This is a genomic window from Nocardioides sp. QY071 (assembly GCF_029961765.1).
Taxonomy (GTDB): domain Bacteria; phylum Actinomycetota; class Actinomycetes; order Propionibacteriales; family Nocardioidaceae; genus Nocardioides.
In genome coordinates this window covers 3571360-3592560 of the sequence record NZ_CP124681.1, presented here as the reverse complement: position 1 = coordinate 3592560, position 21201 = coordinate 3571360, and the positions used below count along the sequence as shown (strand labels likewise).

Genomic DNA, 21201 nt, shown 5'->3' with positions numbered 1-21201 from the left:
CCCGGAGGTCTAATGGAAACTTCGTACCCGAACGATAGGCATTTCCAATGAGAAGAAACGGCGGTGCGCCGAGAATGGCGCTCTGGCAGGGAGCGCGGGCGCTCACCACGGCTGAGCGGTGCGTCGTCCGATAGCCAACACCTATCTCTCGGCGTACGCTGGTCGGCATGGAACGTCGTCAGCTCGAGTACTTCGTCGCCGTGGTCGACCACGGTGGCTTCGGGCGGGCCTCGGAGGCCGTCCACGTGACCCAGCCGTCGCTGTCGCAGGCGATCGCGGCGCTGGAGAAGGACCTCGGCGTCTCCCTGTTCCACCGGCTCGGCCGCAAGGTCAAGCTGACCGCCGCGGGCGAGGCGCTGCTCTCGCCGGCGCGCCAGGTGCTGCGCGACCACGCCGTCGCCCGCGCCGCCGTGGCCAAGGTCCGCGGCGGGTACGACGGCACCCTCGACATCGCCTCCACCCCGACCGTGGCCGCCCATCCGCTGACCGCGCTGCTGGGCAGGTTCAGCCAGCTGTACCCCGGCATCAACGTGCGGATCACCGACTGCGACGTGCCGGGTGGCGCGGCCGCGATCGTCGGCGGCGGCCAGTGCGAGATCGGGGTGGTGCGGCTGCCCGCGGCGACGACCGGGCTGCAGGCCATCGCCCTCGGTGAGCAGGAGTTCTTCCTGGTGCTGCCGCCCGACAGCCCCGACCCGGGCCCCGGGCCCGTGGAGCTGTCGGTGCTCGGCGAGCTGCCGCTCATCGCGACCCCGCCGGGCACGGCCTCGCGCAAGCGGCTCGACGACTCGCTCGCGATCGCCAACGTCACCGAGCCGCGGATCGTCGTGGAGACGATCTACCGCGCCACGATCCCCAAGCTGGTCGCGGCCGGCGTCGGTGCCTCGCTCCTGCCGCGGCACATGGCCCAGGAGGCGGCCCAGCTCGGTGCCCGGGTCGTCGGTACGACGCCCACGGTCGCCCACGAGATCGGGATCGTGCGCCGCGAGGGTCCGCTGTCGCCGGCCGCCCGGGCGTTCATCGACCTCGCGCTCGAGATGGCGCCGTTCGGGGCCGAGGGCGAGGAGCCGTGACCGCACGCCGCCCGCGCAGCGTCTACGACCTCGGCACCGAGCCGGACCCGCGGTTCACCTTCGCCAACGAGCGGACCTTCCTCGCCTGGATCCGCACCGCCCTCGCCCTGATGGCGGCCGGCGTCGCGCTGGACTCGCTGGCCAGCGCGCTGCCCGAGACCCCGCGCCGCTGGGTCGCCGCCGCGCTGATCCTGGCCGGCGTCGCCGGGTGCGGCCTGGCCTGGCTGCGGTGGATGGCCAACGAGCGGGCGCTGCGCGAGGCGCGGCCGCTGCCCGGCCTGCCGCTCGGCATCGCGCTGGTGGTGCTGGTCGCGGCGGGCGGGCTGGTGCTGGTCGCGCTCACCCTGGCGGCGTCGTGACCGGCACGCAGACCGAGCGGACCCGGCTGGCGTGGACGCGGAGCGTCCTGTCGATGCTCGGCGTCGTGGTGGTCGAGGCGCGCGTCCTGCTCGCGGTCGACGGCGTGGTCGCGCTCCTGGTCCTCGCCGTCGGCGTCCTCATCGCGGCGGCGGCGCTGGCCGGTGTCGCCCGCCGGCACCCGCGCCGCCGTCCCGGCGGCGGGCTGCGCCGCGACCTCGACGGGCGGCTCCCCGCCATGGTCGCCGCTCTGGCCGGGCTGGTCGGACTGGGCTCCTTGGTCCTGGTCCTGGGCTGAGCCGGCTCACGTGATGTCGGGCAGCTCCTGACCTGCGTCCAGCAGCGCCTGGAACGGGTCGCCGCGCACGGCCAGGCGGTCCAGAACGGTCCGGATCGTCCAGCGGTCCGGGCGCAGGTCCGGGTCGTCGAGCTCGCCCCAGCCGATCGGCACCGAGACCGGCGCGCCGCGCGCCGGGCGCGGTGAGTACGGCGCGACCAGGGTCTTGTTGATCGCGTTCTGGGTGTAGTCGAGACGGGCCCGGCCCTCCCGGGCGCGGACCTCCCACTTCCAGCTCACCAGGTCGGGCAGCACCTTGCCGACGGTGCGCGACAGCTTCTCCACCCAGGCCCGGGTGTCGTCGAAGGTGTAGCCCGGCACGACCGGGATCCACACCTGGATGCCGCGGCGCCCGGTGACCTTCGGGCGCGCGAGCACGTCGAGGTGGTCCAGCGCGGTGCGGTGCAGCCGGGCCAGGGTCAGCACCTCCTCCCACGTGGTGCGCTCTCCCGGGTCGATGTCGACCAGCGCGTACGTCGGCTCGTGCGGTCGCGCCGCCAGCGACGTCCACGGGTGCCACTCGAGCGCGCCGAAGTTGGCGGCCCAGACCAGCGCGGCCGGCTCGTCCGCGACGACGTACGTCGTCGTCTCCCCGGGATCGGCGTCCGGGTTGTCCCAGGCACCGAGCCACGCGGGAGCGTGGTCGGGCCGCTGCTTGTGCCAGAAGCCCTTGGCGTCGGCGCCGTCGGGGTAGCGGTGCAGGTTGAGCGCGCGGCCGCGCAGGTAGGGGAGCGCCACGGGCGCGATCCGCGCCGTGTAGGCGAGCAGCTCGCGCTTGGTCACCGGGGGATCGCCGGGGAAGAGCACCTTGTCGAGGTTGGTGACCTTGAGCCTGCGGCCGAAGACCTCCCACGTGCCCTGCTTCCCGAGGTCCTCGAGCGAGGCGACGGCCTCGTCGGGCAGCGGATCCGGCAGCAGCACCTCCTCGGCCTCGGCAGCAGGGACACCCGAGCGCCACGTGCGGTCCGGGTCGGCGGCGACGTCGTCGTTCGTGCGGCCGCTCAGCACCGAGCGCGGGTGCGCCTCGGGGTCCCAGCCGTCGACGGCGTGCGCGTCGCGCTTGTGCAGCAGCATCCAGGACTCACGCTCGCCCTCGTCGCCGGTCCGGACCAGCACCAGCCGCCCCCGCAGCTTGTGGCCGTGGACCTCGGCGTGCAGCTCGCCGTCGCGTACGGCGGCCCGCGGGTCATCGGTCTTCACCGGCTCCCAGGTGCCGGTGTCCCACACGATGACGTCCCCGCCGCCGTACTCGCCCGAGGGGATCACGCCCTCGAAGTGCAGGTACTCGATCGGGTGGTCCTCGACGTGCACCGCCAGTCGCCGTGCACGCGGGTCGAGGGTCGGCCCCTTCGGCACCGCCCAGCTGACCAGGACCCCGTCGATCTCGAACCTCAGGTCGTAGTGCAGGCGGCTGGCTCGGTGCCGTTGGACGACGAACCGCGCGCCGGTCCGGTCCGCGACCGCGCCCGCCGGCTCCGGGGTGCGGGTGAAGTCGCGCTTTCGCCGGTACCGCTCGAGCAGGTCACCCATGCACCAGCGGTGCCCGCATGGCACGGTGCCATGCGGGCACCGGTCTCAGACGTCGTTGGCCAGGATGTTGTCGATGTTGCGCTCGGCCAGCGCCGTGATCGTGACGAACGGGTTCACGGTGGTGTTGCCGGGGATCAGCGAGCCGTCGATGACGTAGAGGCCGTCGTACCCGTGCAGGCGGCCGTAGTTGTCGGTGGCCTTGTTGATCACCGCGCCGCCGAGCGGGTGGTAGGTCAGGCCGTCCTGCCAGATCTTGTAGCCGCCGAAGAGGTCGGTGCGGTAGATCGTCCCCTCCTTGCTGTTGATCTTGTCGAAGATCGTCTTGGCCATGGTGATCGAGTCCTGCTTCCAGGCCTTCTGCCAGGACAGGTCGACCTTGCCGGTCGCGGCGTTCCAGCTGAACTCCGCGCGCCGCGTGGTCCTGGTGATCGACAGGTACAGCGACGCGTAGGTCTCGATGCCGGTCGGGAGGGGAGCGACCTCGGCGAAGGCGCCGCCGGCGTCCCAGTTGTCGATGCCCGAGCACGGGATCGTCGACTGCAGGGTGCCGGTGGCGTCCCACATGTGGTTGGCCCGCCCGCACATGACGTTGCCGTTGTCGCCCCAGCCCTTGCCGACCTCGCCGTTGAGGCCGGGCAGCACGCCGGTCGCCTTGAGCTTCACGAGCAGCTTGCTGGTCCCGACACTGCCCGCGGCGAAGAACACCTTCGTGGCGGTGACCGTCTTGGTCGCCACCGTGTCGCCGTTGGTGTCGATCTGGTCGATCGTCACCGTGTAGCCGGTCCCGCCGGAGACCGGGGCGACCGAGGTGACCTTGTGCAGCGGCGACACGTTGACCCGGCCGGTGGCCAGGGCCTGGGCGAGGTAGGTCTGCACGAGCGACTTCTTGCCGAAGTCGTTGCCGTACATGACCTGGCCGTCGAGCGCGGACCGCGGGACCGTGCCGGCCTGCTCGGCCTTCATGTAGTTCCAGTCGTAGACGTCGGGCACGAAGGTCCACGCGAAGCCCGAGCGCTGCGCGTGCTTCCGTCCGACCCGCGCGTACTGGTAGCAGGCGGCGGTCTCGAACCACGTCGGGTCGATCGACCCGACGCCGAGGCCGGCGTTGGCCCGCGGGTAGTAGGTGTTGTACATCTCCGCGGCGTCGACCGACGGCAGGATCGAGGCGAACCGCGACTGCTGGGGCGTGACCGCCATGCCGCCGTTGACGAGCGAGCCGCCACCCACGCCGCGGCCCTGGTAGACGGTGATGCCGGCGAAGTCCTCGGCGTCGAGGACGCCGGTGTAGCGGTCGATGTTGCTGTCGATCGGGAAGCCGAAGAAGTTGCTCACCGGCGCCTTGGTCTTCGTGCGCAGCCAGTAGGCGCGCTTGTCCGGTGAGGTGACCTTGGGGAAGATCCTGCCGTCCGAGCCGGGGGTGTCCCACGTCATGCCCATCTCGACCATCTCGACGGGTACGCCGGCCTGGGCGAGCCGGAGCGCGGCCACCGCGCCGCCGTACCCGGTGCCGATGACGAGCGCCGGCACCTGCGCGCCGTTGCCGATGGCGGCGCCGGCGGCCGGACTCGTCATCGCGGGCAGGCCGATCGACGCGGCGCCGACGGCGGCGCCGGTGGTCGTCAGGAATCCGCGCCGGGTGAACCGGGACGCGGAGCGGGGGCTTTCGGACATGTGACCTCCATCACAGACGGTAAGAACCAGAACGTGTTCTACCGTTTGTGGTGAGGGTTCGTCACTACCTACTGGCCGGTAATCTCGATCCGCGCGATCGCCACCCGCCCCACGCCGCTCAACCGCAGCCGCGCCCCGCTCACCGCGACGTCTCCCGTCTCCAAGGCGATCCCGTCGAGGACGACGGTCCCGTCGAGCACGACCAGCACCACCGTCCCCGCCGCCGGTACGACGTCCGGCTCCGCGGTCACCGCCCGGACATCGAGAGTGGCCCTGGCCGCGCCGCGGCGGGTCATCACGTTGAGGTCGCGGGTGGGCTGCTCCACGGTGCACCGCACGGGTACGCCACCGTCGAAGGCGAACGGCTCGTCGGTGCGCAGCAGCTGGGTATGGCCGGGTAGGTGCAGCGTCATCGCGTCGCCCTCGATCAGCATGATGATCCGGTCGATGCCGGGGAAGGCCGAGAAGTCGCCGCTCCGGGTGACCTCGGCGAGGCTGACCCGCCAGGTGAAGTCGTCGCGATCACCGCCGAGGGCGATCTCGGTGGTCAGGCCCTGTCCGTTGCGCCACGGGACCCGTGGGAGGTCGGCGGCCCGGGTGATCGTCGTCTGGGTGCTCATCGCCTCCAGTCCACCCGATCCCGGCGCAGGGCGGAACCGCCGAGCGCGTCGCGGTGTCTGGGATGCCAGACACCGCGACGCCGGGTCCTGCCTGTTCCCGGTGCTACTCGCCCCCTCCGCCGCCGGCCAGCTCGCCGGTGTGGCCGTTGCACGCGTCGCCGGGGCTCGGCGCGAAGGCCTTGCCGCCCTGGGACACGATCGCGCCGTAGCTCTGCACGTGTCCGGCGTACTCACCCTCCTTGCCGGGGTGGTAGGCGTTCAGGCCCGAGAAGGCGCAGATGGAGTTGGCCCGGTAGCTCGCGATCGGGGTCGGGCCGCCGGTGGCGAACCCGTCGGGTCCCGGCGGGCCGGTGACCTCGCCGGCCGACGCCACGCCGGTTCCGGCCAGGACGAGGATCGGGGCGCAGAACGCCCCTGCCATGACGCTTCTCAGTCGCATGTGGTCACGCTCTTTCTCTCGGGATTGTTCCTCTCGGGTGCGCTCCCTCCGCGCGAGCGTAGGACGCGGGAGGGCACCGCGGAATCGCCCGATTGGGGCATCACCAAAGGGTGCGTGCGGACGACTCAGCGAGCGGCGCGGGCCGCGCCCTCGGCGAGGAGCAGCTGCGCGCCGGCGTACGTCGCCATCACGAGCGCCTCGAGCCGCTCGGGTGCGTCGGGCAGCAGGAAGGTCCGGGCGCCGAGGACCGCGTCGGAGGCGAGGAACACCGATCCGCCGGCGGCGGTCAGGAGCCGGGCGTCGCGGGGCAGGGCCGGGTCGAGGTGGGAGGCGGTGGCCGCCATCGTGGCGAGCAGTCCCGAGTAGCCGAGCAGCGTGGCGCCCAGCCCGCGGTCCCGGCGCGCCGCCGTCGCCGCGACCACCGGGCCGGTGGCCGCCCACAGGCCTGCGATGACCCGGGCGGTGCGGCTCGCCGTGATCGGCGTACGACGGTCGCGGTGGCGCCAGAAGCCCGAGATGTAGGCGAGATGGCCGAGCCCGAACGACGCCGCGCCGGCCGCGAACGCCCGCTCTCCCTCGCCGAGCAGCAGCACGTCGCCGCCCCAGCCGCCGACCTGGGCGGCCAGCGTCGTGGTCCGCAGCGGCGACCGCGCGGCGCGCGGGTCACTGGCCAGCGCGGTGCCGAGCAGCGGCAGCAGCAGCGGCTTGGTGACGTGTCGGACGCGGTGGGCCCACGGGCGGCCCGACCCCGCCAGCGCGGTGTCGGCCGCCGCGAGGGCGGCATAGGCGAGCTTGAGCCTGGTGGACGTGCGCACGCCCGAACTGTAGGGCCAGGCGGGCTCAGCCGACCGCGAGCTGGGCGCGCGTCGGGACGAACGGGTCGAGCCGCAGCCGCATGCCCGCCTCGGCCGGCGTGCGGTTGGCCTTGCGCCCGTTGCAGGGGCTGCACGCCGCGACCGTGTTCAGCCAGGTCCACCCGCCGCCGCGGCTCTGCGGGAGCAGGTGGTCGATGGTCGTCGCGTGCGAGCCGCAGTAGGCGCAGCGGTGCCGGTCGCGCTTGAGCACGTTGCTGCGGGAGTACGCCGCCGGCCGGTACATCCACTTGGCCGCGACGTAGCGCACCAGCCGGATCACCCGCGGCCACGGGTGTGGCCCGATCATCCGGTCGTCGTGCGCCTCCTCGACGGTGGCGACCTCGCGGAAGAGCATCCGCACGGCATGCTGGAAGGTCACCGTGCCGAGCGGCTCGTAGGAGGCGTTGAGCAGCATCACGGTCGCCATGGCTGCCCTCACCTCCTTCCTCTGTCGGATGGATCGTCCAGGGTCCGTATTTCCGTTCGGCCACGAAGGCATGAAGGACAGGAGACCTCTGCGCGAGGTCCGACTCGTCGAATGTACGTCGGCGCGCGCTCCCGGCTCCACCGGTTTGCCCGTCCCGGCGCGTCCCGCTGAATGGGAGGGCGAGCGGCGCGCGGTGTGACCGGGGCCACGCTCGGCGTCATGTTCGCGATGATCATGAACGAGACAGGCGGGCCCGAGGTCCTGCAGTACGGCGAGATCGAGACCCCCGAGCCGGGGCCCGGGGAGGTGCGGGTGCGGGTGGCGTACGCCGGCGTGAACCCGGCCGACTGGAAGAACCGGCAGGGCATGCTGGCCGCCTTCCGGCCCTACGTCTTCCCCTACGTGCTGGGCTTCGACGCCGCCGGCGTCGTCGACGCGCTCGGCGAGGACGTCACCGGGTTCGCGCTCGGCGACCGCGTGGTGACCCCGACCAACCACGGTCAGGGCGCGCAGGGCAGCTACGCGGAGTACGCCGTCGCGAACGTCGACCGGGTCGCGCTCATCCCCGAGGGCATGGGCTTCGCCGAGGCCGCGGCCCTGCCGGTGGCCGCGCTGACCGCGTGGCAGGCGCTGCAGCACAACGGCGGCGTGCAGCCCGGTCAGCAGGTGCTGGTGCACGGCGGCTCCGGTGGTCTCGGCAGCTTCGCGGTGCAGTTCGCCCGCGCCGCCGGGGCGCGGGTCGCCGCGACCTGCAGCACCGGCAATGTCGCCTACCTGCGGGGACTCGGCGTCGAGCGGGTCATCGACTACGTCACCGAGGACGTCACCGCGGCGGTCAAGGAGTGGGCGTCCGACGGCCTCGACCTGCTCGTCAACACGGCCGGCGCGAGCTCGCTCACCCACGGCCTCGACCTGGTCCGCCAGGGCGGCGCCTTCGTCAGCATCCCGACGCTCGTCGACGACGGCGACATCCCGGCCGACGTCGCGGCCGCCGCCCGACGTGGCATCGAGCGCGTCTACTCGATGATGACCGACGTCGACTGCGCGCCCGCGCTCGCCACGATCGCCGGGCTCGTCGTGTCGGGCGAGGTGATCCTCCCGGAGATCCGCGAGCTCGACCTGCGCGAGGCCCCCGCCGCCCACGAGGCGATCCAGACCGGCCACACGCGCGGCAAGATCGTGCTCAAGGTCGCGGACCTGTGAGGGACAGTGAGATGACCACGACCCCCGCACCGGCCCCTGCACCGGCCCCTGCACCGGCCCCTGCACCGATCGTCGTCCAGGACCGCTTCGAGCTCTTCGCCGCCGACCTGCCGCGACTGCGCGAGCTCGTCGCCGGCTACGCCACCGGGGCGGCCGCGCGCGGCCTGAGCCTCGTCGAGGAGCGGGTCTCTCCTCCGCTCGCCCTCGCCGACCAGCCGGTCGTGCTCTGGGTGCGCTGGACCCTGCCCCACGCCGGAGGCTTCTGGACCGCCCGCGCCCAGACCCACGCTCCCGACGTCGTGCAGTTCTGGGCCGACGTCGACGCCCTCGTCGTGTCCCGCGCCCGCACCTACCTCGTGGCGCCGGACCAGGTCGGGCCCCCGCCGACCGACACCCGCCCCGACGCGGTCACGCCCACCCGGTGGCGCGAGACCGCCCAGCTCCACCTGGCGGCCGATGCCGGCGAGGAGCAGCTGGGCGCGCTGGCCGCGGTGCTGGCCCGGGCCGCCGAGCTGCCGGGCATCGAGGCCGCGATCCTGAGCCCCAACTACCTGGCCGACCTCGGCGCCGGGCACCTCACCTGGGACCTGGTCTTCCCGGACCGGGGGACCGCGGAGGTGGCGCACGAGTCGGAGCTGTGGGCCGACGTACTGCTGCCCGCGATCGAGGAGCACTGCACGTCCTGGTCGGCTCTCGGTCTCGACACGATCGGTGCCGGCGCCCGCGAGCCCGGCATCGCCGGCGGCGTCAAGCGCACCGCGCTCTTCCGGCTGCTGCCGGGCGTCGACCCGGAGGTCGAGTCGGAGTTCGCCCGCGACACCCTGGCCATGCCCGCGCACATCGCGTCGATCCGCAACTGGCGCCTGAGCCGGGCGATCGCGCTCGACTGGGACGCTACCGACGGCGCGCCGTGGGACTTCGTGTGGGAGCAGGAGTACGCCGACCTGGACGGGCTGAGCGTCGACTACATGATCCACCCGCACCACTGGGCGCACGTCGACCGCTGGTTCGACCTCGAGTCCGGGGCGCAGGTCGTGGACCCGGCGCTGTGCCATGCGTTCGCGGGACTCGCGGAGGGCTTCATCGTGCGCTGATCCCGTGCTTCCATGGACCATGGACGACACGAGCTGGGACGGCGCCCGCAAGCTGCGGGTCAGGGAAGCACTGCGCGGCCGGGTCGAGGCCGCCCTGGCCAGCGCTCGGGAGGCGGTGGCCGACCAGCAGGGTGCGGCCGAGCTCGACCAGGCCGACGTCCACGACGTCGACGACCTCTCGCAGTCCGACGAGGGCGGCGACCTGGCGGGCCTGTTCGGCGGCGTCGTGGCGCGGCGCCAGGAGGAGCTCGCGCGGGTCGATGCCCTCGACGTCACGCCCACCGACGTCGTCGCGGACGGCGCGATCGTCGCCTTCGGTGACGACCACTACGTCGTCGGGGTGGCCGCCGAGGCGTTCGAGGTCGACGGCACGACCTTCGAGGGGATCGCCGCGGACGCCCCGGCGCATGCGGCGATCCTGGGGCTGAAGGCCGGCGACAGGTTCACGATCGGCGGCACCGAGCACCGGCTCGACCTCGTGGTCTGAGCCTCCTCCCGATCAGGCAGTGAGGTACGGCGCCAGCTCCAGGGCGAGGTGCAGACGCAGCCGGTCCTGGCCGCGGCCGAGGTCGTAGCCCGTCGCCTGCTCCACCTGCCCGATCCGGTGGTAGACGGTCTGCCGGTGCACGGCGAGCCGGGTCGCCGTACGCCCGGCGCTGCCGGCCTCGTCGAGCCAGACCCGCACCGTGTCGAGGACGTCGGGGGGCGCGGCGGCGAGGAAGGTCCGCACCCGCGGGTCGATGACGGCGCCCTCGAGGTCGTCGTCGCGGGTCACGCCGAGCAGGGCGAGCGGGCCGAGGGACTCCCAACGCACGACGGTGCCCGGCTCGGCGGTGCGGGCCACGCGCAGGCCGACCCGGGCGCCGCGGTGGGCGGCGGCGAGGGCGTCGATGCCCGCCACGGTCGGGCCGGTGGCGGCCCGGGTGACCCGGTCCAGGCTGTCGACGCGGCGACCGAGGCCGAGCGCGGCGAGCAGGTCGGTGAGCCCGTCGGTCTCGCCGACGAGTGACGCACGGACCACGGCGCAGGCCACGCCCGGGCTGGAGCGCACCCAGACCACCCCGGAGCGCGAGGGCCGACTCGACACCTGGTCGAGCAGCTCGGGCCGCTCCAGCAGCACGCAGGTCACCGGCTCCTGCAGGTCGAGGCCGCCGGCGTGCGCGAGGTCGACCGCCGACTCGCGCGCCGCCAGTCGACCGCCCTCGACGAGCTCGCGGAAGAGCGCGTCGCGGTGGGCCTGGCGGCGCTCGGCCACGTTGAGCAGCCGGGCCGCCGACTCCGCGATCCGGGTCGCCTCGGGCCAGGTGGACTCGGGGATCCGGCCCTCGGGGTCGATCAGCCAGAAGTACCCGTGCACCCGGTCGAGGTGCCGCGCCGGGACGCAGAGTCGGGCCACGATCCCGAGGTCCGGGTCGGCCGGCGTACGCAACGGGCCGAGGGAGTCCTCGATGCCCTGGCCGCGGAACCACACCAGCACGTCCTCGCTCGAGCGGCGCTGCAGGATCGAGCGCTGCCGGATGGAGTCGATGACGTCGTCGCCGCGGTGGTCGGAGAACCCGATCAGCCGGAAGTCGGGGTCCTCCAGGGTGCACGGCGCGTCGGTCAGCCGGGCCATGTCCTCCACGAGGTCGTCGAGCGAGCTCACTGGACAAGTGTCACACGTTCGCGGCCGAAAGATGTGACAGGTGTCCGTTCCGTGTGACCCGGCACGCTCCTAGCGTGGAGACATGCTCGACCAGGCCCTGAGTCACACCCTGAACCGCGCCTCCCGCAGCGCCCGCGCCCGCCGCGCCGTCGAGTCCTTCCCCGTTACCCGCAAGGTCGTCGACCGGTTCGTGCCCGGCGAGTCCACCGCCGACGCGGTCGAGGCCACCCGTCGCCTGGTCGCCGCCGGCCGCGCGGTCACCATCGACGTGCTCGGCGAGGACGTCCTCGACCTGGCCGGCGCCCGCGCTATGCGCGACGCCTACCGCGCCCTCCTCGCCGCGCTGGCCGAGGCCGGCTGCGCCGCCGGCGCCGACGTGTCCCTCAAGCTCTCCGCGATGGGCCAGGCCCTGCCCGGCGGTACGACGATCGCCACCGACCACGCCGCCGAGATCGCCGACGCGGCCGCCGCCCTGGGCTGCACCGTCACCCTCGACATGGAGGACCACACGACCGTCGACTCGACGCTCGCGATCGGCGGCGCGCTGCGCGCGACGTACCCGTTCGTCGGGAACGTGCTGCAGACCAACCTGCGCCGTACCCCCGGCGACATCGCGGACCTCGACGGCACCGGCGCCCGGATCCGCCTGGTCAAGGGTGCCTATCGCGAGCCCGAGACGGTCGCGCTGCAGCGCAAGGCCGAGGTCGACCACGCCTACGAGCGGGCTGTCGACGCGCTGATGGCCTCCGACTGCTACCCGATGATCGCCACCCACGACCCGGCGATGCTCGACCGCGCGGTGGCTGCCGCGGTGGCCGCAGGTCGCGGCGCGGACCGCTGGGAGGCGCAGATGCTCTACGGCGTGCGCCCCGAGCTCGAGCAGCGGATGGTCGAGGAGGGCATGAGGATGCGCGTCTACATCCCGTTCGGCACCGACTGGTACGGGTACTTCATGCGCCGGCTCGCCGAGCGCCCCGCCAACGTCGCCTTCTTCCTGCGCGCCCTCGCGCACCGCTGATCCCACCGCTTCCCGAGAGAGGACTGACATGGACGCCATCACCACCCCGCCGGCTCCCGTCAACGAGCCCAACCTGACCTACGCCCCGGGCAGCGCCGAGCGCGACGCCCTCGTGGCCCAGGTCGACGCGCTGGGCGGTACGACGCGCCAGCTCGACGCCCACATCGGTGGCGAGAAGGTCGTCGGCGGCGGCGAGGAGATCGCCGTCGTGCAGCCGCACGCGCATCAGAAGGTCCTCGGCGTGCTGCGCAACAGCACGGCCGACGACGCCAAGTCCGCGATCGCCGCGGCCCGGGAGGCCGCGCCCGGCTGGCAGGCGCTGCCGTTCGACGAGCGCGCTGCCGTCATCCTGCGTGCCGCCGAGCTGCTCGCCGGCCCGTGGCGCCAGAGGCTCAACGCCGCCACGGTGTTGGGCCAGTCGAAGACCTCCTTCCAGGCCGAGATCGACGCCGCGTGCGAGCTGATCGACTTCTGGCGGTTCAACGTCCACTTCGCCCGGCAGGTCCTCGCCGAGCAGCCGATCGCCAACGCGCCCGGCATCTGGAACCGCACCGACCACCGCCCGCTCGAGGGCTTCGTCTACGCGATCACGCCCTTCAACTTCACCGCCATCGCCGGCAACCTGCCCACCGCGCCCGCGCTGATGGGCAACACGGTGATCTGGAAGCCGTCGCCCACCCAGCAGCTCGCCGCGTCGCTGACCATGGAGCTGCTCGAGGAGGCGGGCATGCCGCCGGGCGTCATCAACATGCTGCCCGGCGACGGGCTGGCCGTCTCCGAGGTCGCCCTCGCGCACCCCGACCTCGCGGGCATCCACTTCACCGGCTCCACCGCGACCTTCCAGCGGCTGTGGTCCTCGGTCGGGGCCAACCTGTCGTCGTACCGGACCTATCCGCGGCTCGTCGGCGAGACCGGCGGCAAGGACTTCGTCATCGCGCACCCCTCGGCCGACCCCGACGTGCTGCGCACCGCGCTGATCCGCGGCGCCTTCGAGTTCTCCGGCCAGAAGTGCTCGGCCGCCTCGCGCGCCTACGTCCCCGCCTCGCTGTGGTCGCGGATGGGCGCCGACCTGGCCTCCCAGACCGACGCCCTGCCGGTCGGCGACCCGACCGACTTCTCGAACTTCACCGGCGCCGTCATCGACGCCCGGGCGTTCGCCAAGCACAAGGCCGCGATCGAGCGCGCTCGCGCCACCGAGGGGCTGCAGATCGTCGCCGGCGGCGAGGTCGACGACAGCGTCGGCTACTTCGTCCGCCCGACCGTCGTGGTCGCCGAGGACCCGGCCGACGAGATGTTCTCCACCGAGTACTTCGGCCCGATCCTCGTCGTCCACGTCTACGACGACAGCCGGCCCGGCGCCTTCGAGGAGGTCGTGAGGCAGGCCGAGTCCGCGGCGCCGTACGCGTTGACCGGGTCGATTCTCGCGACCGACCGCGCGGCCATCGACTGGGCCAGCAACCACCTGCGCTTCGCCGCCGGCAACTTCTACGTCAACGACAAGCCCACCGGCGCCGTCGTGGGCCAGCAGCCCTTCGGCGGCGGCCGCGCGTCGGGCACCAACGACAAGGCCGGCTCCGCGCTCAACCTGCTGCGCTGGACCTCGCCCCGCTCGATCAAGGAGACCCTGGTCCCGCCGACCGACCACCGCTACCCCCACATGGGCTGACCCGGCAGAAACAGGCTCGCGAATTCCGCCGACCCGGCTCGAACTGTCCCGCGAATGCCGCTGACCCGGCAGAAGATGGTCCCGTCGGGTGTCATCTTCTGCCGGGTCAGCGCGCAATTCGAGCCACTTTCTGCCGGGTCGGCGTGAGATCAGGGGCAGTTCGCGCCGGGTCAGCCGCCGTAGGGGACCGTGATGATCTCCAGGTTGTGGCCGTCGGGGTCGGACCAGTAGAGACCGCGGCCGCCGTCGTTGCGGTTGATCGCGCCCTCCTGCCGGTGGAACGGGTCGGCCCAGAAGGTCAGCCCGCGATCGACGATGCGGGCGTGGATCGCGTCGAACTCCTCGTCCCCGACGAGGAACGCGTAGTGCTGGGAGGTCACCGGGCCGGGGGCGCCGACGACGTCGAGGCTCACTCCGTTGCCGAGCTCGACGACGCGGAAGGGTCCGTAGACCGCGGCCTCCGGGAGGCCGAGCAGGTCGGTGAGGAAGGCCGCGGTGGCGTCGCGGTCGGTGGCGTGGACGATCGTGTGGTTCAGCTCGATGGACATGGTCAGGCTCCTTGCGTTCCAGTGTGCGCCTTCGACGCCGGCAGCAGCACGGCCGGGACGACGGCGAGGACGGCGACGGCCAGCGGCCACCAGAAGGCGGCGCTGAAGGCGTCGGCGGGGGCAGCGGCAGCGGACAGCTGGTGCTGCAGGACGGTGGCGAAGACGGCGGTGGCGACGACGCCGCCGGTGCGCTGGGCGATGCTCATCGTCGTGGTGGCGCGGGGAATGGCGGCGTGGTCCAGGGCGGCGTACGCCGCGGCGCTGGTCGGCGCGAAGATGCAGCCGGCGCCGAGGCCGATCGCGAACAGCGCGATTCCGAGATAGACCTGACCCGGGTCGCTGCCGACCGCGGTGTAGCCGAGGAAGCCGGCCACCAGCAGGCCAACGCCGGCGAGCACGACGGCCCGGCCGCGACCACGGTCGACCAGCCGGCCGGTCAGCGCCATCGCGAGCGCTGCTCCCACGCCCTGGGGCACGAGCAGGAGGCCGGTCTGCAGCTCGGTCTCGCCGCGCGCGAGGAGGTGGTAGAGCGGGAGCAGGAAGCCCGCGCCGGTGAGGACGCCGACGGCGAGGAACTGCACGGCCGTCGCGGTCGCGAAGCCACGGGTGGCGAAGTGGCGCAGCTCGACCAGCGGCCGCTCGGTGCGCAGGGCGTGGGCCACGAACGCGACCAGGAGCATCACGCCGCCGGCGATCCCGGTCGCCGCCTCGGTGGACGACCCGGTGGGGGCGGCGAGCGCCGTGACGCCGTACGCCAGTGCGACCAGGCCGGGGGAGAGCAGGGCGAGGCCGAGGACGTCGAGCCTCTCGCGGCCGGCGCCCCGTGCGTCCGCGAGCGCGTGGACCGACCAGGCCAGGCAGGCAAGGCCGACCGGGATGTTGACGAGGAAGATCCAGCGCCAGTCGACGCTGTCGATGAGCACGCCGCCCAGCACCGGGCCGAGGATCGGCCCCAGCATCATCGGGATGCCGACGACGGCCATCGCGCGACCCATCCGCCGCGGGCCGACCGCCCGGGCGACCATCGCGATGCCGACGGGGCTGACCAGGCCGGCGCCTGCGCCCTGGAGGACGCGGAACCCGATGAGGGAGGGCGCCGACCACGCGGTGCCGCACAGCAGGGAGCCGAACGTGAAGACGCCGACGGCGAGCAACCAGACGCGGCGGGCGCCGTAGCGGTCCATCGCCCAGCCCGCGAGCGGGATGGTCGCGGTGAAGGCCAGCAGGTAGCCGGTCATCACCCACTGGATCGTGGTGAGGGAGACGGTGAACTCCGCCGCGAGGCGGTCGGTGGCGACGCTGACGATGGTCGCGTCGAGGACGGTCGTGATCATGCCGAGCACGACCACCGCGATGACGGTGCGGGCCGTGCGGTCGAGCGGTGCCGCGGCCGAGGCGGGGGCGGGAATGGCGGTCTGGCTCATGACGCTCTCCTTTCATGTCGTGAATCTAAAGATATGGTGACTCTAAGTTTCTAGTGACGCAAAAGTCAAGGTAGGGTGCCGTCATGGCCGAGCTGGGACTGCGCGAGCGCAAGAAGCAGGAGACGCGACGACGGATCACCGAGGCCGCGATCGAGCTGTTCGCCGAGCGCGGGTTCGAGCAGGTGCCGGTCGCCGACATCGCCGTCGCCGCCGACGTCTCCACCGCCACGGTGTTCAACTACTTCCCGGCCAAGGAGGACCTGATCTACGACGGGATGGCCGCCTTCAACGAGCACCTGCTCGCCGCCGTCCGCGACCGGCCCGCGGGCCAGCGGGTCGTCAGCGCGTTCCGGGAGTACGTCGTCCAGCCCCGCGGCGTCCTCGCCGACCCCACCTCGCCGGTGCTCGCCGGGCTGTCCCGGATCGCACGGATCGTCCAGGACAGCCCCAGCCTGCAGGCCCGCGAGCGGCTCGAGGCCGACCGTGCGGTCGCCGCGCTGCGCGACCTCCTGCACGACGAGCTCGGTGACGACCTGCGCTCCTGGACCGTCGCCTCGGCACTCGTCGGCACCACTCGCGGGATGACCCGCGAGGTGCAGCGGGCCGCCGCCGAGGGCCGGGTCGACGCGCGGCTGTCCGAGCGACTCCTCGCGTCGGCCGCCGCGGCCATCGACGTCATCCAGGTCGGGTTGGCCGAGGCGACGAAACCGCACCGGTGAGCCGGTCCTGATCGACGAAGGACCCGCCGGCCGCGCCGCCTAGGCTGCGGCCATGCGCGGGATCGACGACTGGCTGGAACAGCGGCTGCCCACGCTGCTCGAGGAGACCGGAGTGCCCGCCGCGGCGGTCGCGGTCGCGTACGGCGACCGGGTCGTCGACGCCGCCGCCGGCACGCTCAGTGCCGCCACCGGGGTGACCGCGACGACCGACGCGATCTTCCAGATCGGCTCGATCACCAAGGTGCTCACCGCGACCCTCGTCCAGCAGCTCGCCGACGAGGGCCTGGTCGACCTCGACCGTCCGGTCCGCACCTGGCTGCCCGGCCTGCGGCTCGGCGACGAGACCGCCGCCGCGGCCGTCACGGTCCGCCAGCTGCTCACCCACACCGCGGGCTTCGAGGGCGACGTCTTCACCGACACCGGCAAGGGCGACGACTGCGTCGAGAGGTACGTCGACCTGCTCGCCGGCGTACCGCAGCTGTTCCCTCCCGGCGAGATGTGGTCCTACAACAACGCCGGGTTCTGCGTGCTGGGCCGGCTCGTCGAGGTGGTCCGCGGCGCGCCGTACGACGCCTGCCTGCGCACCCACCTGCTCGACCCGCTCGGCATGACCGGCGCCGCCACCGACCCCTACGAGGCGATCCTGCACCGCACCGCGGTCGGGCACGTCGACGGCCGCCCGACCGACACGTGGGCGCTGGCGCGGTCGAACGCGCCGGCGGGCTCGATGCTCGCGATGCGCGCCCGCGACCTGGTCGCCTTCGCGCGCCACCACCTCGCCACTCCCGCACTGGCGGGGATGCGGGAGCCGCAGGTGAGGCTGCCGGATCTCGGCCAGGGCGAGGCGTGGGGCCTGGGCTGGGAGCTGTTCCAGCTCGCCCCGACGCCGATCGTCGGCCACGACGGCAACACCATCGGCCAGTCCGCCTTCCTGCGGCTGCTGCCCGAGCACGACCTCGCGGTCGCCGTCCTCACCAACGGCGGTCCCGCGAAGCTGCTGCACCGCGCGGTGACCGGTCACCTGCTCCGCGAGCTCGCCGGCGTCGACCTCCCGGCGCCACCCCCGCCGCCCGCCACGGTGACGACCCCCGACCCGGTCCGGTACGCCGGCACCTACGTCTCCGAGGTCGGCGAGACCGTCGTCAGCCTCGACGGGCAGGGGCGCCTGTGGCTGGACCGCACCCCGCTCGGGGTGCTGGCCGAGATCGACGAGCCGCCGTTTCGCACCGAGCTGGTCGCCTGGCGCGGCGACACCCTGTGGCCGCTCGAGCCCGAGGGCGGGGTGCACCAGCCGGTGGCCTTCCTCGGCGACGACGGCACCGGGCGGGCGGCGTACCTGCACACCGGACGAGCAGACCGGAGGATCCGGTGACCGACCCTCGCCGGCTCCACGCGGAGTCCGTCGTCGCCGACACCCACAACGACCTGCTCTGCGCGGTCGTCGCCCGTCCGGTCGAGCGGTGGGCCACCTTCTTCCGCGAGCGGTGGCTGCCGCAGCTGCGGGCCGGCGGCGTCGACCTGCAGACCCTGCCGGTGTTCATCGAGGACCCCTACCGCCCCGAGGGCGCGCTGCGCCGCACGTTGCGGATGATCGAGGCGGCGCACCGACTGGCCGAGGGCAACCCCGACGAGGTCGCGCTGTGCCGCGACGGTGCGGACATCGACGAATCCCTGCGCCGGGGCAGGATCGCGCTCGTGCTCGCCCTCGAGAGCGCGCCGGGCGTCGGGGACGACGTCGAGCTGCTCGAGACCCTCTTCCGGCTGGGCGTGCGGGTCGCCTCGCTCGCCCACTTCGGCCGCACCGCGCTCGCCGACGGCAGTGGCGAGGACGGCACCGGGGGACGGCTCACGAAGGCAGGAGTCGCGGCGCACCAGGAGATGGAGCGCCTCGGCATGCTGTTCGACGTCAGCCACCTCGGCCGCGCCGGCGTCGAGCACGTCCTCGAGCTCGCGACGCGCCCGGTGATCGCCACCCATTCCTCGGCCCGCGCGCTCTTCGACCACCATCGCAACCTGACCGATGCGCAGATCCGGGGGATCGCGGACGGCGGTGGCCTGGTGTGCGTGAACTTCTTCGCGCCGTACCTCCACGCCGAGGACTACTCGGTCGACCGGCTGGTCGACCACCTCGAGCACGTCGTCTCCCTCGCCGGCATCGACCACGTGGGCCTCGGCCCGGACTTCGTCAAGGAGGTCCTGGCCGACACCACGCCGCCGTGCTGCGAGGTCGCCCTCGTCGAGGGCGTGCCCGCGGACGCCTACCTCCCCGGTCTCGAGGGTCCGGCGGGACTGCCGCTGGTGACCGAGGCGCTGCTGCGTCGGGGCTGGGCGGAGGCCGACGTCGTCGCCGTGCTGGGGGCGAACGTGCGACGCCTGTACGTCGCCGAGCTCGGCCGCCCCGCATGAGCCGGTTCGTCCCCGCCGACGAACCGCCCACCCCAGCTCGGGCGGCCCGCACCAACACCGGGCGTGACCCGCGTCGCACCATCGTTGCGTGGCAGAGAGCACCGCAGAGAGCACCGCAGAGAGCACCGCAGTGATCACCGATCCCGTCCTGGCGACCGACCGGGTGCTGAGCGTTCGCGACCTGTCGGTGGAGATCCGCCGCGGCGACCGCGTCGTACGCCCCGTGTCCGGGGTCAGCCTCGACCTGCACCGCGGCGAGACCCTGGGCATCGTCGGCGAGACCGGCTCCGGCAAGTCGATGACCGGCCTGGCGATCATGGGGATGCTGCCTGCCGGCGGCCGCGTCACGCAGGGCTCGATCGACTTCGCCGGCAGCGAGCTGGTCGGCCTGGAGGCGCCCGCCTACCGACGGATCCGCGGCAACGACATCGCCATGGCCTTCCAGGACTCGCTCACCGCGCTCAACCCGACCCGGCGCATCGGCGACCAGGTCGCCGAGCCCGCGCGCCTGCACCAGGGCCTGTCGAAGCGGGCAGCCCGCCAGCGCGCGGAGGAGATGCTCGCCCTCGTCGGCATCCCGCGCCCCGGCGAGCGGATGGACGACCACCCGCACCAGCTCTCCGGCGGCATGCGGCAGCGCGTGATGATCGCGATGGCGCTGGTCTGCGAGCCCAAGGTCGTCATCGCCGACGAGCCCACCACCGCCCTCGACGTCACCATCCAGGCGGAGATCCTCGACCTCCTCGACGACCTGCGCGCCCGCCTGGGGATGGCGATGATCCTGGTGACCCACGACATGGGCGTGATCGCGCGGCACGCCGACCGCGTCGGTGTCATGTACGCCGGCCGGCTGGCCGAGACCGGACCCACCACCGACCTCTTCGAGCGCACCCGGCACCGCTACACGCAGGCATTGCTGGCCTCGATCCCTTCCCTCACCCACGACCGCGGCGAGGAGCTCTACAGCATCGGCGGCGCGCCGCCGGACCTCTCCGCCACCCAGCCCGGCTGCCGCTTCGCGCCCCGTTGCGCCGCGGCCACCGACGAGTGCCGCACCGAGCAGCCGCCGATCCTCACCGAGGGCGCGCACGCCTTCGCCTGCTGGAACCCGGCCTCCGGCCCCGTCCAGCACACCGCCGTGCGCATCGCCGAGGCCGAGCGCCGGCCGACGGAGGACGGCACCGGCCCGCGGCTCGGCGTCGTCGACCTGCACCGCGAGTACCCCGCCGGCCACGGCAGCTGGTTCGGCTCGAAGCGCACGGTCAAGGCGGTCTCCGGTGTCAGCTTCGAGGTCGCTGCAGGCGAGACCTTCGGCCTGGTCGGGGAGTCGGGCTGCGGCAAGTCCTCCCTGGGGCGCATGCTCGTCGCGCTCGACCGGCCCACCTCGGGCGAGGTCGTCTTCGAGGGCCGCTCGGTCACGACCATGGGGCAGCGCGAGCTGGGCAGTCACCGGGCCCGGCTGCAGATGATGTTCCAGGACTCCGGCGCCGCCCTCGACCCGCGGATGCGGATCGGTGCCGTGCTGCGCGAGCCGCTCGCCATCCAGGGCATCGGCACCCGCGCCGAGCGCACCGCCACCGCCCGCGACCTGCTCGCCGACGTCGGCCTGCCCGCAACCGTCCTCGAGCGGTACCCGCACGAGCTGTCCGGCGGCCAGCGCCAGCGGGTCGCGCTGGCGCGGGCGCTCGCCCTCGACCCGACCGTGCTCGTCGCCGACGAGCCGGTCAGCGCACTCGACGTCTCGATCCGCTCCCAGGTGCTCAACCTGATGCGCCGGCTCCAGCGCGAGCGCGGGCTGAGCAGCGTCGTGATCTCCCACGACCTGGCCGTGGTGCGCTACCTCGCCGACCGGGTCGGGGTGATGTACCTCGGCAAGCTCGTCGAGAGTGGCACCGCCGAGGAGGTGTACGCCGCACCCGCGCACCCCTACACCGCAGGGCTGCTGGCCGCCGTACCCGAGGTGTCGCCGACCGCCCAGCAGCCGCGTGCCGAGCGCGTGCGCGGTGAGCTGCCCAGCCCGCTCGACCCACCCAGCGGCTGCCGGTTCCGCACCCGCTGCCCACTCGCCACGGAGCTCTGCGCGGAGGTCGAGCCGGTCCTCGAGGACGTCACCGCCACCCACCAGGTGGCCTGCCACTTCCCGCTGCAGAGCAAGTCCGGAGGTGCCTGA

21 protein-coding genes are annotated in these 21201 nt (G+C 73.2%); 12 read left to right on the top strand and 9 right to left on the bottom strand.

Features of this window, described 5'->3' with window-relative positions; all coding sequences use genetic code 11:
* The first annotated feature begins 167 nt into the window (after window positions 1-167).
* From QI633_RS17370 to QI633_RS17360, 3 genes are read left to right on the top strand one after another with little or no spacing between them, the layout of a single operon-like run.
* On the top strand, window positions 168-1073 hold the full coding sequence (locus QI633_RS17370; RefSeq protein ID WP_141798045.1) for a LysR family transcriptional regulator: 906 nt from the start codon (window positions 168-170) through the stop codon (window positions 1071-1073).
* Window positions 1070-1432, top strand: a complete 363-nt coding sequence (locus tag QI633_RS17365; RefSeq protein ID WP_141798046.1) for a DUF202 domain-containing protein — start codon at window positions 1070-1072, stop codon at window positions 1430-1432. The genes QI633_RS17370 and QI633_RS17365 overlap by 4 nt, the downstream gene beginning before the upstream one ends.
* Window positions 1429-1728 carry a DUF202 domain-containing protein gene (locus tag QI633_RS17360; protein WP_282426473.1) on the top strand — a complete coding sequence of 100 codons (300 nt, stop codon included), beginning with the start codon at window positions 1429-1431 and terminating at the stop codon, window positions 1726-1728. The genes QI633_RS17365 and QI633_RS17360 overlap by 4 nt, the downstream gene beginning before the upstream one ends.
* A gap of 6 nt (window positions 1729-1734) precedes the next feature.
* Here the strand turns inward: QI633_RS17360 and QI633_RS17355 are convergent, their stop codons facing one another.
* The 6 genes from QI633_RS17355 to QI633_RS17330 form a co-directional block, all read right to left on the bottom strand.
* The gene (locus QI633_RS17355) at window positions 1735-3297 is read right to left on the bottom strand and encodes a DNA polymerase ligase N-terminal domain-containing protein (RefSeq protein ID WP_282426472.1); all 1563 of its coding nucleotides are present in this window, start codon (window positions 3295-3297) and stop codon (window positions 1735-1737) included.
* A 45-nt stretch (window positions 3298-3342) separates the two neighbouring features.
* Entirely contained in the window at window positions 3343-4968 is a 1626-nt protein-coding gene (locus QI633_RS17350) for a GMC oxidoreductase (protein WP_282426471.1), read from the bottom strand.
* Window positions 4969-5036: 68 nt separating this feature from the next.
* Window positions 5037-5588, bottom strand: a complete 552-nt coding sequence (locus QI633_RS17345; protein WP_282426470.1) for a HutD family protein — start codon at window positions 5586-5588, stop codon at window positions 5037-5039.
* Between the two features lie 103 nt (window positions 5589-5691).
* Window positions 5692-6027 carry a hypothetical protein gene (locus tag QI633_RS17340; protein WP_282426469.1) on the bottom strand — a complete coding sequence of 112 codons (336 nt, stop codon included), beginning with the start codon at window positions 6025-6027 and terminating at the stop codon, window positions 5692-5694.
* A gap of 125 nt (window positions 6028-6152) precedes the next feature.
* Window positions 6153-6842 carry a lysoplasmalogenase gene (locus QI633_RS17335; protein ID WP_282426468.1) on the bottom strand — a complete coding sequence of 230 codons (690 nt, stop codon included), beginning with the start codon at window positions 6840-6842 and terminating at the stop codon, window positions 6153-6155.
* A gap of 25 nt (window positions 6843-6867) precedes the next feature.
* Window positions 6868-7308, bottom strand: coding sequence for an HNH endonuclease (locus QI633_RS17330; protein ID WP_141798053.1), 441 nt, complete (start codon window positions 7306-7308; stop codon window positions 6868-6870).
* Between the two features lie 219 nt (window positions 7309-7527).
* Here QI633_RS17330 and QI633_RS17325 point away from each other — a divergent pair, with 219 nt between their 5' ends.
* Genes QI633_RS17325 through QI633_RS17315 form a run of 3 tightly spaced genes read left to right on the top strand, consistent with a single transcriptional unit; the run spans window position 7528 to window position 10092 of the window.
* A complete protein-coding gene (locus tag QI633_RS17325; RefSeq protein WP_282426467.1) occupies window positions 7528-8511 on the top strand; it encodes an NADP-dependent oxidoreductase in 984 nt (327 codons plus the stop codon).
* Window positions 8512-8522: 11 nt separating this feature from the next.
* Window positions 8523-9605, top strand: coding sequence for a Dabb family protein (locus QI633_RS17320; protein WP_282426466.1), 1083 nt, complete (start codon window positions 8523-8525; stop codon window positions 9603-9605).
* 19 nt (window positions 9606-9624) lie between these two features.
* Window positions 9625-10092, top strand: a complete 468-nt coding sequence (locus tag QI633_RS17315) for a hypothetical protein (RefSeq protein ID WP_282426465.1) — start codon at window positions 9625-9627, stop codon at window positions 10090-10092.
* A 12-nt stretch (window positions 10093-10104) separates the two neighbouring features.
* Here QI633_RS17315 and QI633_RS17310 read toward each other — a convergent pair whose 3' ends face one another.
* Window positions 10105-11250, bottom strand: a complete 1146-nt coding sequence (locus tag QI633_RS17310; RefSeq protein ID WP_282426464.1) for a PucR family transcriptional regulator — start codon at window positions 11248-11250, stop codon at window positions 10105-10107.
* An 82-nt stretch (window positions 11251-11332) separates the two neighbouring features.
* Between QI633_RS17310 and QI633_RS17305 the strand changes: the two genes are divergently transcribed.
* Together QI633_RS17305 and pruA are read left to right on the top strand one after the other, a co-directional pair.
* Entirely contained in the window at window positions 11333-12268 is a 936-nt protein-coding gene (locus QI633_RS17305) for a proline dehydrogenase family protein (protein WP_141798057.1), read from the top strand.
* A gap of 28 nt (window positions 12269-12296) precedes the next feature.
* Entirely contained in the window at window positions 12297-13934 is a 1638-nt protein-coding gene (gene pruA / locus QI633_RS17300; RefSeq protein ID WP_282426463.1) for an L-glutamate gamma-semialdehyde dehydrogenase, read from the top strand.
* A gap of 170 nt (window positions 13935-14104) precedes the next feature.
* On the opposite strand, the gene QI633_RS17295 is transcribed toward pruA, so the two are convergent.
* Both QI633_RS17295 and QI633_RS17290 read right to left on the bottom strand, forming a co-directional pair.
* Window positions 14105-14482, bottom strand: coding sequence for a VOC family protein (locus tag QI633_RS17295; RefSeq protein ID WP_282426462.1), 378 nt, complete (start codon window positions 14480-14482; stop codon window positions 14105-14107).
* Between the two features lie 2 nt (window positions 14483-14484).
* Window positions 14485-15906, bottom strand: a complete 1422-nt coding sequence (locus QI633_RS17290; protein WP_282426461.1) for a DHA2 family efflux MFS transporter permease subunit — start codon at window positions 15904-15906, stop codon at window positions 14485-14487.
* Between the two features lie 83 nt (window positions 15907-15989).
* On the opposite strand from QI633_RS17290, the gene QI633_RS17285 reads away from it, so the two are divergent.
* The 4 genes from QI633_RS17285 to QI633_RS17270 all read left to right on the top strand — a co-directional run bounded on the left by QI633_RS17285 (window position 15990) and on the right by QI633_RS17270 (window position 21201).
* Window positions 15990-16625, top strand: coding sequence for a TetR family transcriptional regulator (locus tag QI633_RS17285; RefSeq protein ID WP_141798061.1), 636 nt, complete (start codon window positions 15990-15992; stop codon window positions 16623-16625).
* A 52-nt stretch (window positions 16626-16677) separates the two neighbouring features.
* Window positions 16678-17997, top strand: coding sequence for a serine hydrolase domain-containing protein (locus QI633_RS17280; protein WP_282426460.1), 1320 nt, complete (start codon window positions 16678-16680; stop codon window positions 17995-17997).
* On the top strand, window positions 17994-19031 hold the full coding sequence (locus QI633_RS17275) for a membrane dipeptidase (protein WP_141798063.1): 1038 nt from the start codon (window positions 17994-17996) through the stop codon (window positions 19029-19031). Before QI633_RS17280 ends, QI633_RS17275 begins: the two co-directional genes overlap by 4 nt.
* Before the next feature lie 88 nt (window positions 19032-19119).
* A complete protein-coding gene (locus QI633_RS17270) occupies window positions 19120-21201 on the top strand; it encodes an ABC transporter ATP-binding protein (RefSeq protein WP_282426459.1) in 2082 nt (693 codons plus the stop codon).

Excerpts from the sequence above, each read along its gene's own strand:
- QI633_RS17355 (WP_282426472.1), bottom strand. The coding sequence starts at position 3,297 with ATGGGTGACCTGCTCGAGCGGTACCGGCGAAAGCGCGACTTCACCCGC.
- QI633_RS17295 (WP_282426462.1), bottom strand. The coding sequence starts at position 14,482 with ATGTCCATCGAGCTGAACCACACGATCGTCCACGCCACCGACCGCGAC.
- QI633_RS17325 (WP_282426467.1), top strand. The coding sequence starts at position 7,528 with ATGTTCGCGATGATCATGAACGAGACAGGCGGGCCCGAGGTCCTGCAG.
- QI633_RS17290 (WP_282426461.1), bottom strand. The coding sequence starts at position 15,906 with ATGAGCCAGACCGCCATTCCCGCCCCCGCCTCGGCCGCGGCACCGCTC.
- QI633_RS17315 (WP_282426465.1), top strand. The coding sequence starts at position 9,625 with ATGGACGACACGAGCTGGGACGGCGCCCGCAAGCTGCGGGTCAGGGAA.
- QI633_RS17370 (WP_141798045.1), top strand. The coding sequence starts at position 168 with ATGGAACGTCGTCAGCTCGAGTACTTCGTCGCCGTGGTCGACCACGGT.
- QI633_RS17305 (WP_141798057.1), top strand. The coding sequence starts at position 11,333 with ATGCTCGACCAGGCCCTGAGTCACACCCTGAACCGCGCCTCCCGCAGC.
- pruA (WP_282426463.1), top strand. The coding sequence starts at position 12,297 with ATGGACGCCATCACCACCCCGCCGGCTCCCGTCAACGAGCCCAACCTG.
- QI633_RS17320 (WP_282426466.1), top strand. The coding sequence starts at position 8,523 with ATGACCACGACCCCCGCACCGGCCCCTGCACCGGCCCCTGCACCGGCC.
- QI633_RS17345 (WP_282426470.1), bottom strand. The coding sequence starts at position 5,588 with ATGAGCACCCAGACGACGATCACCCGGGCCGCCGACCTCCCACGGGTC.
- QI633_RS17340 (WP_282426469.1), bottom strand. The coding sequence starts at position 6,027 with ATGCGACTGAGAAGCGTCATGGCAGGGGCGTTCTGCGCCCCGATCCTC.
- QI633_RS17330 (WP_141798053.1), bottom strand. The coding sequence starts at position 7,308 with ATGGCGACCGTGATGCTGCTCAACGCCTCCTACGAGCCGCTCGGCACG.
- QI633_RS17350 (WP_282426471.1), bottom strand. The coding sequence starts at position 4,968 with ATGTCCGAAAGCCCCCGCTCCGCGTCCCGGTTCACCCGGCGCGGATTC.
- QI633_RS17285 (WP_141798061.1), top strand. The coding sequence starts at position 15,990 with ATGGCCGAGCTGGGACTGCGCGAGCGCAAGAAGCAGGAGACGCGACGA.
- QI633_RS17280 (WP_282426460.1), top strand. The coding sequence starts at position 16,678 with ATGCGCGGGATCGACGACTGGCTGGAACAGCGGCTGCCCACGCTGCTC.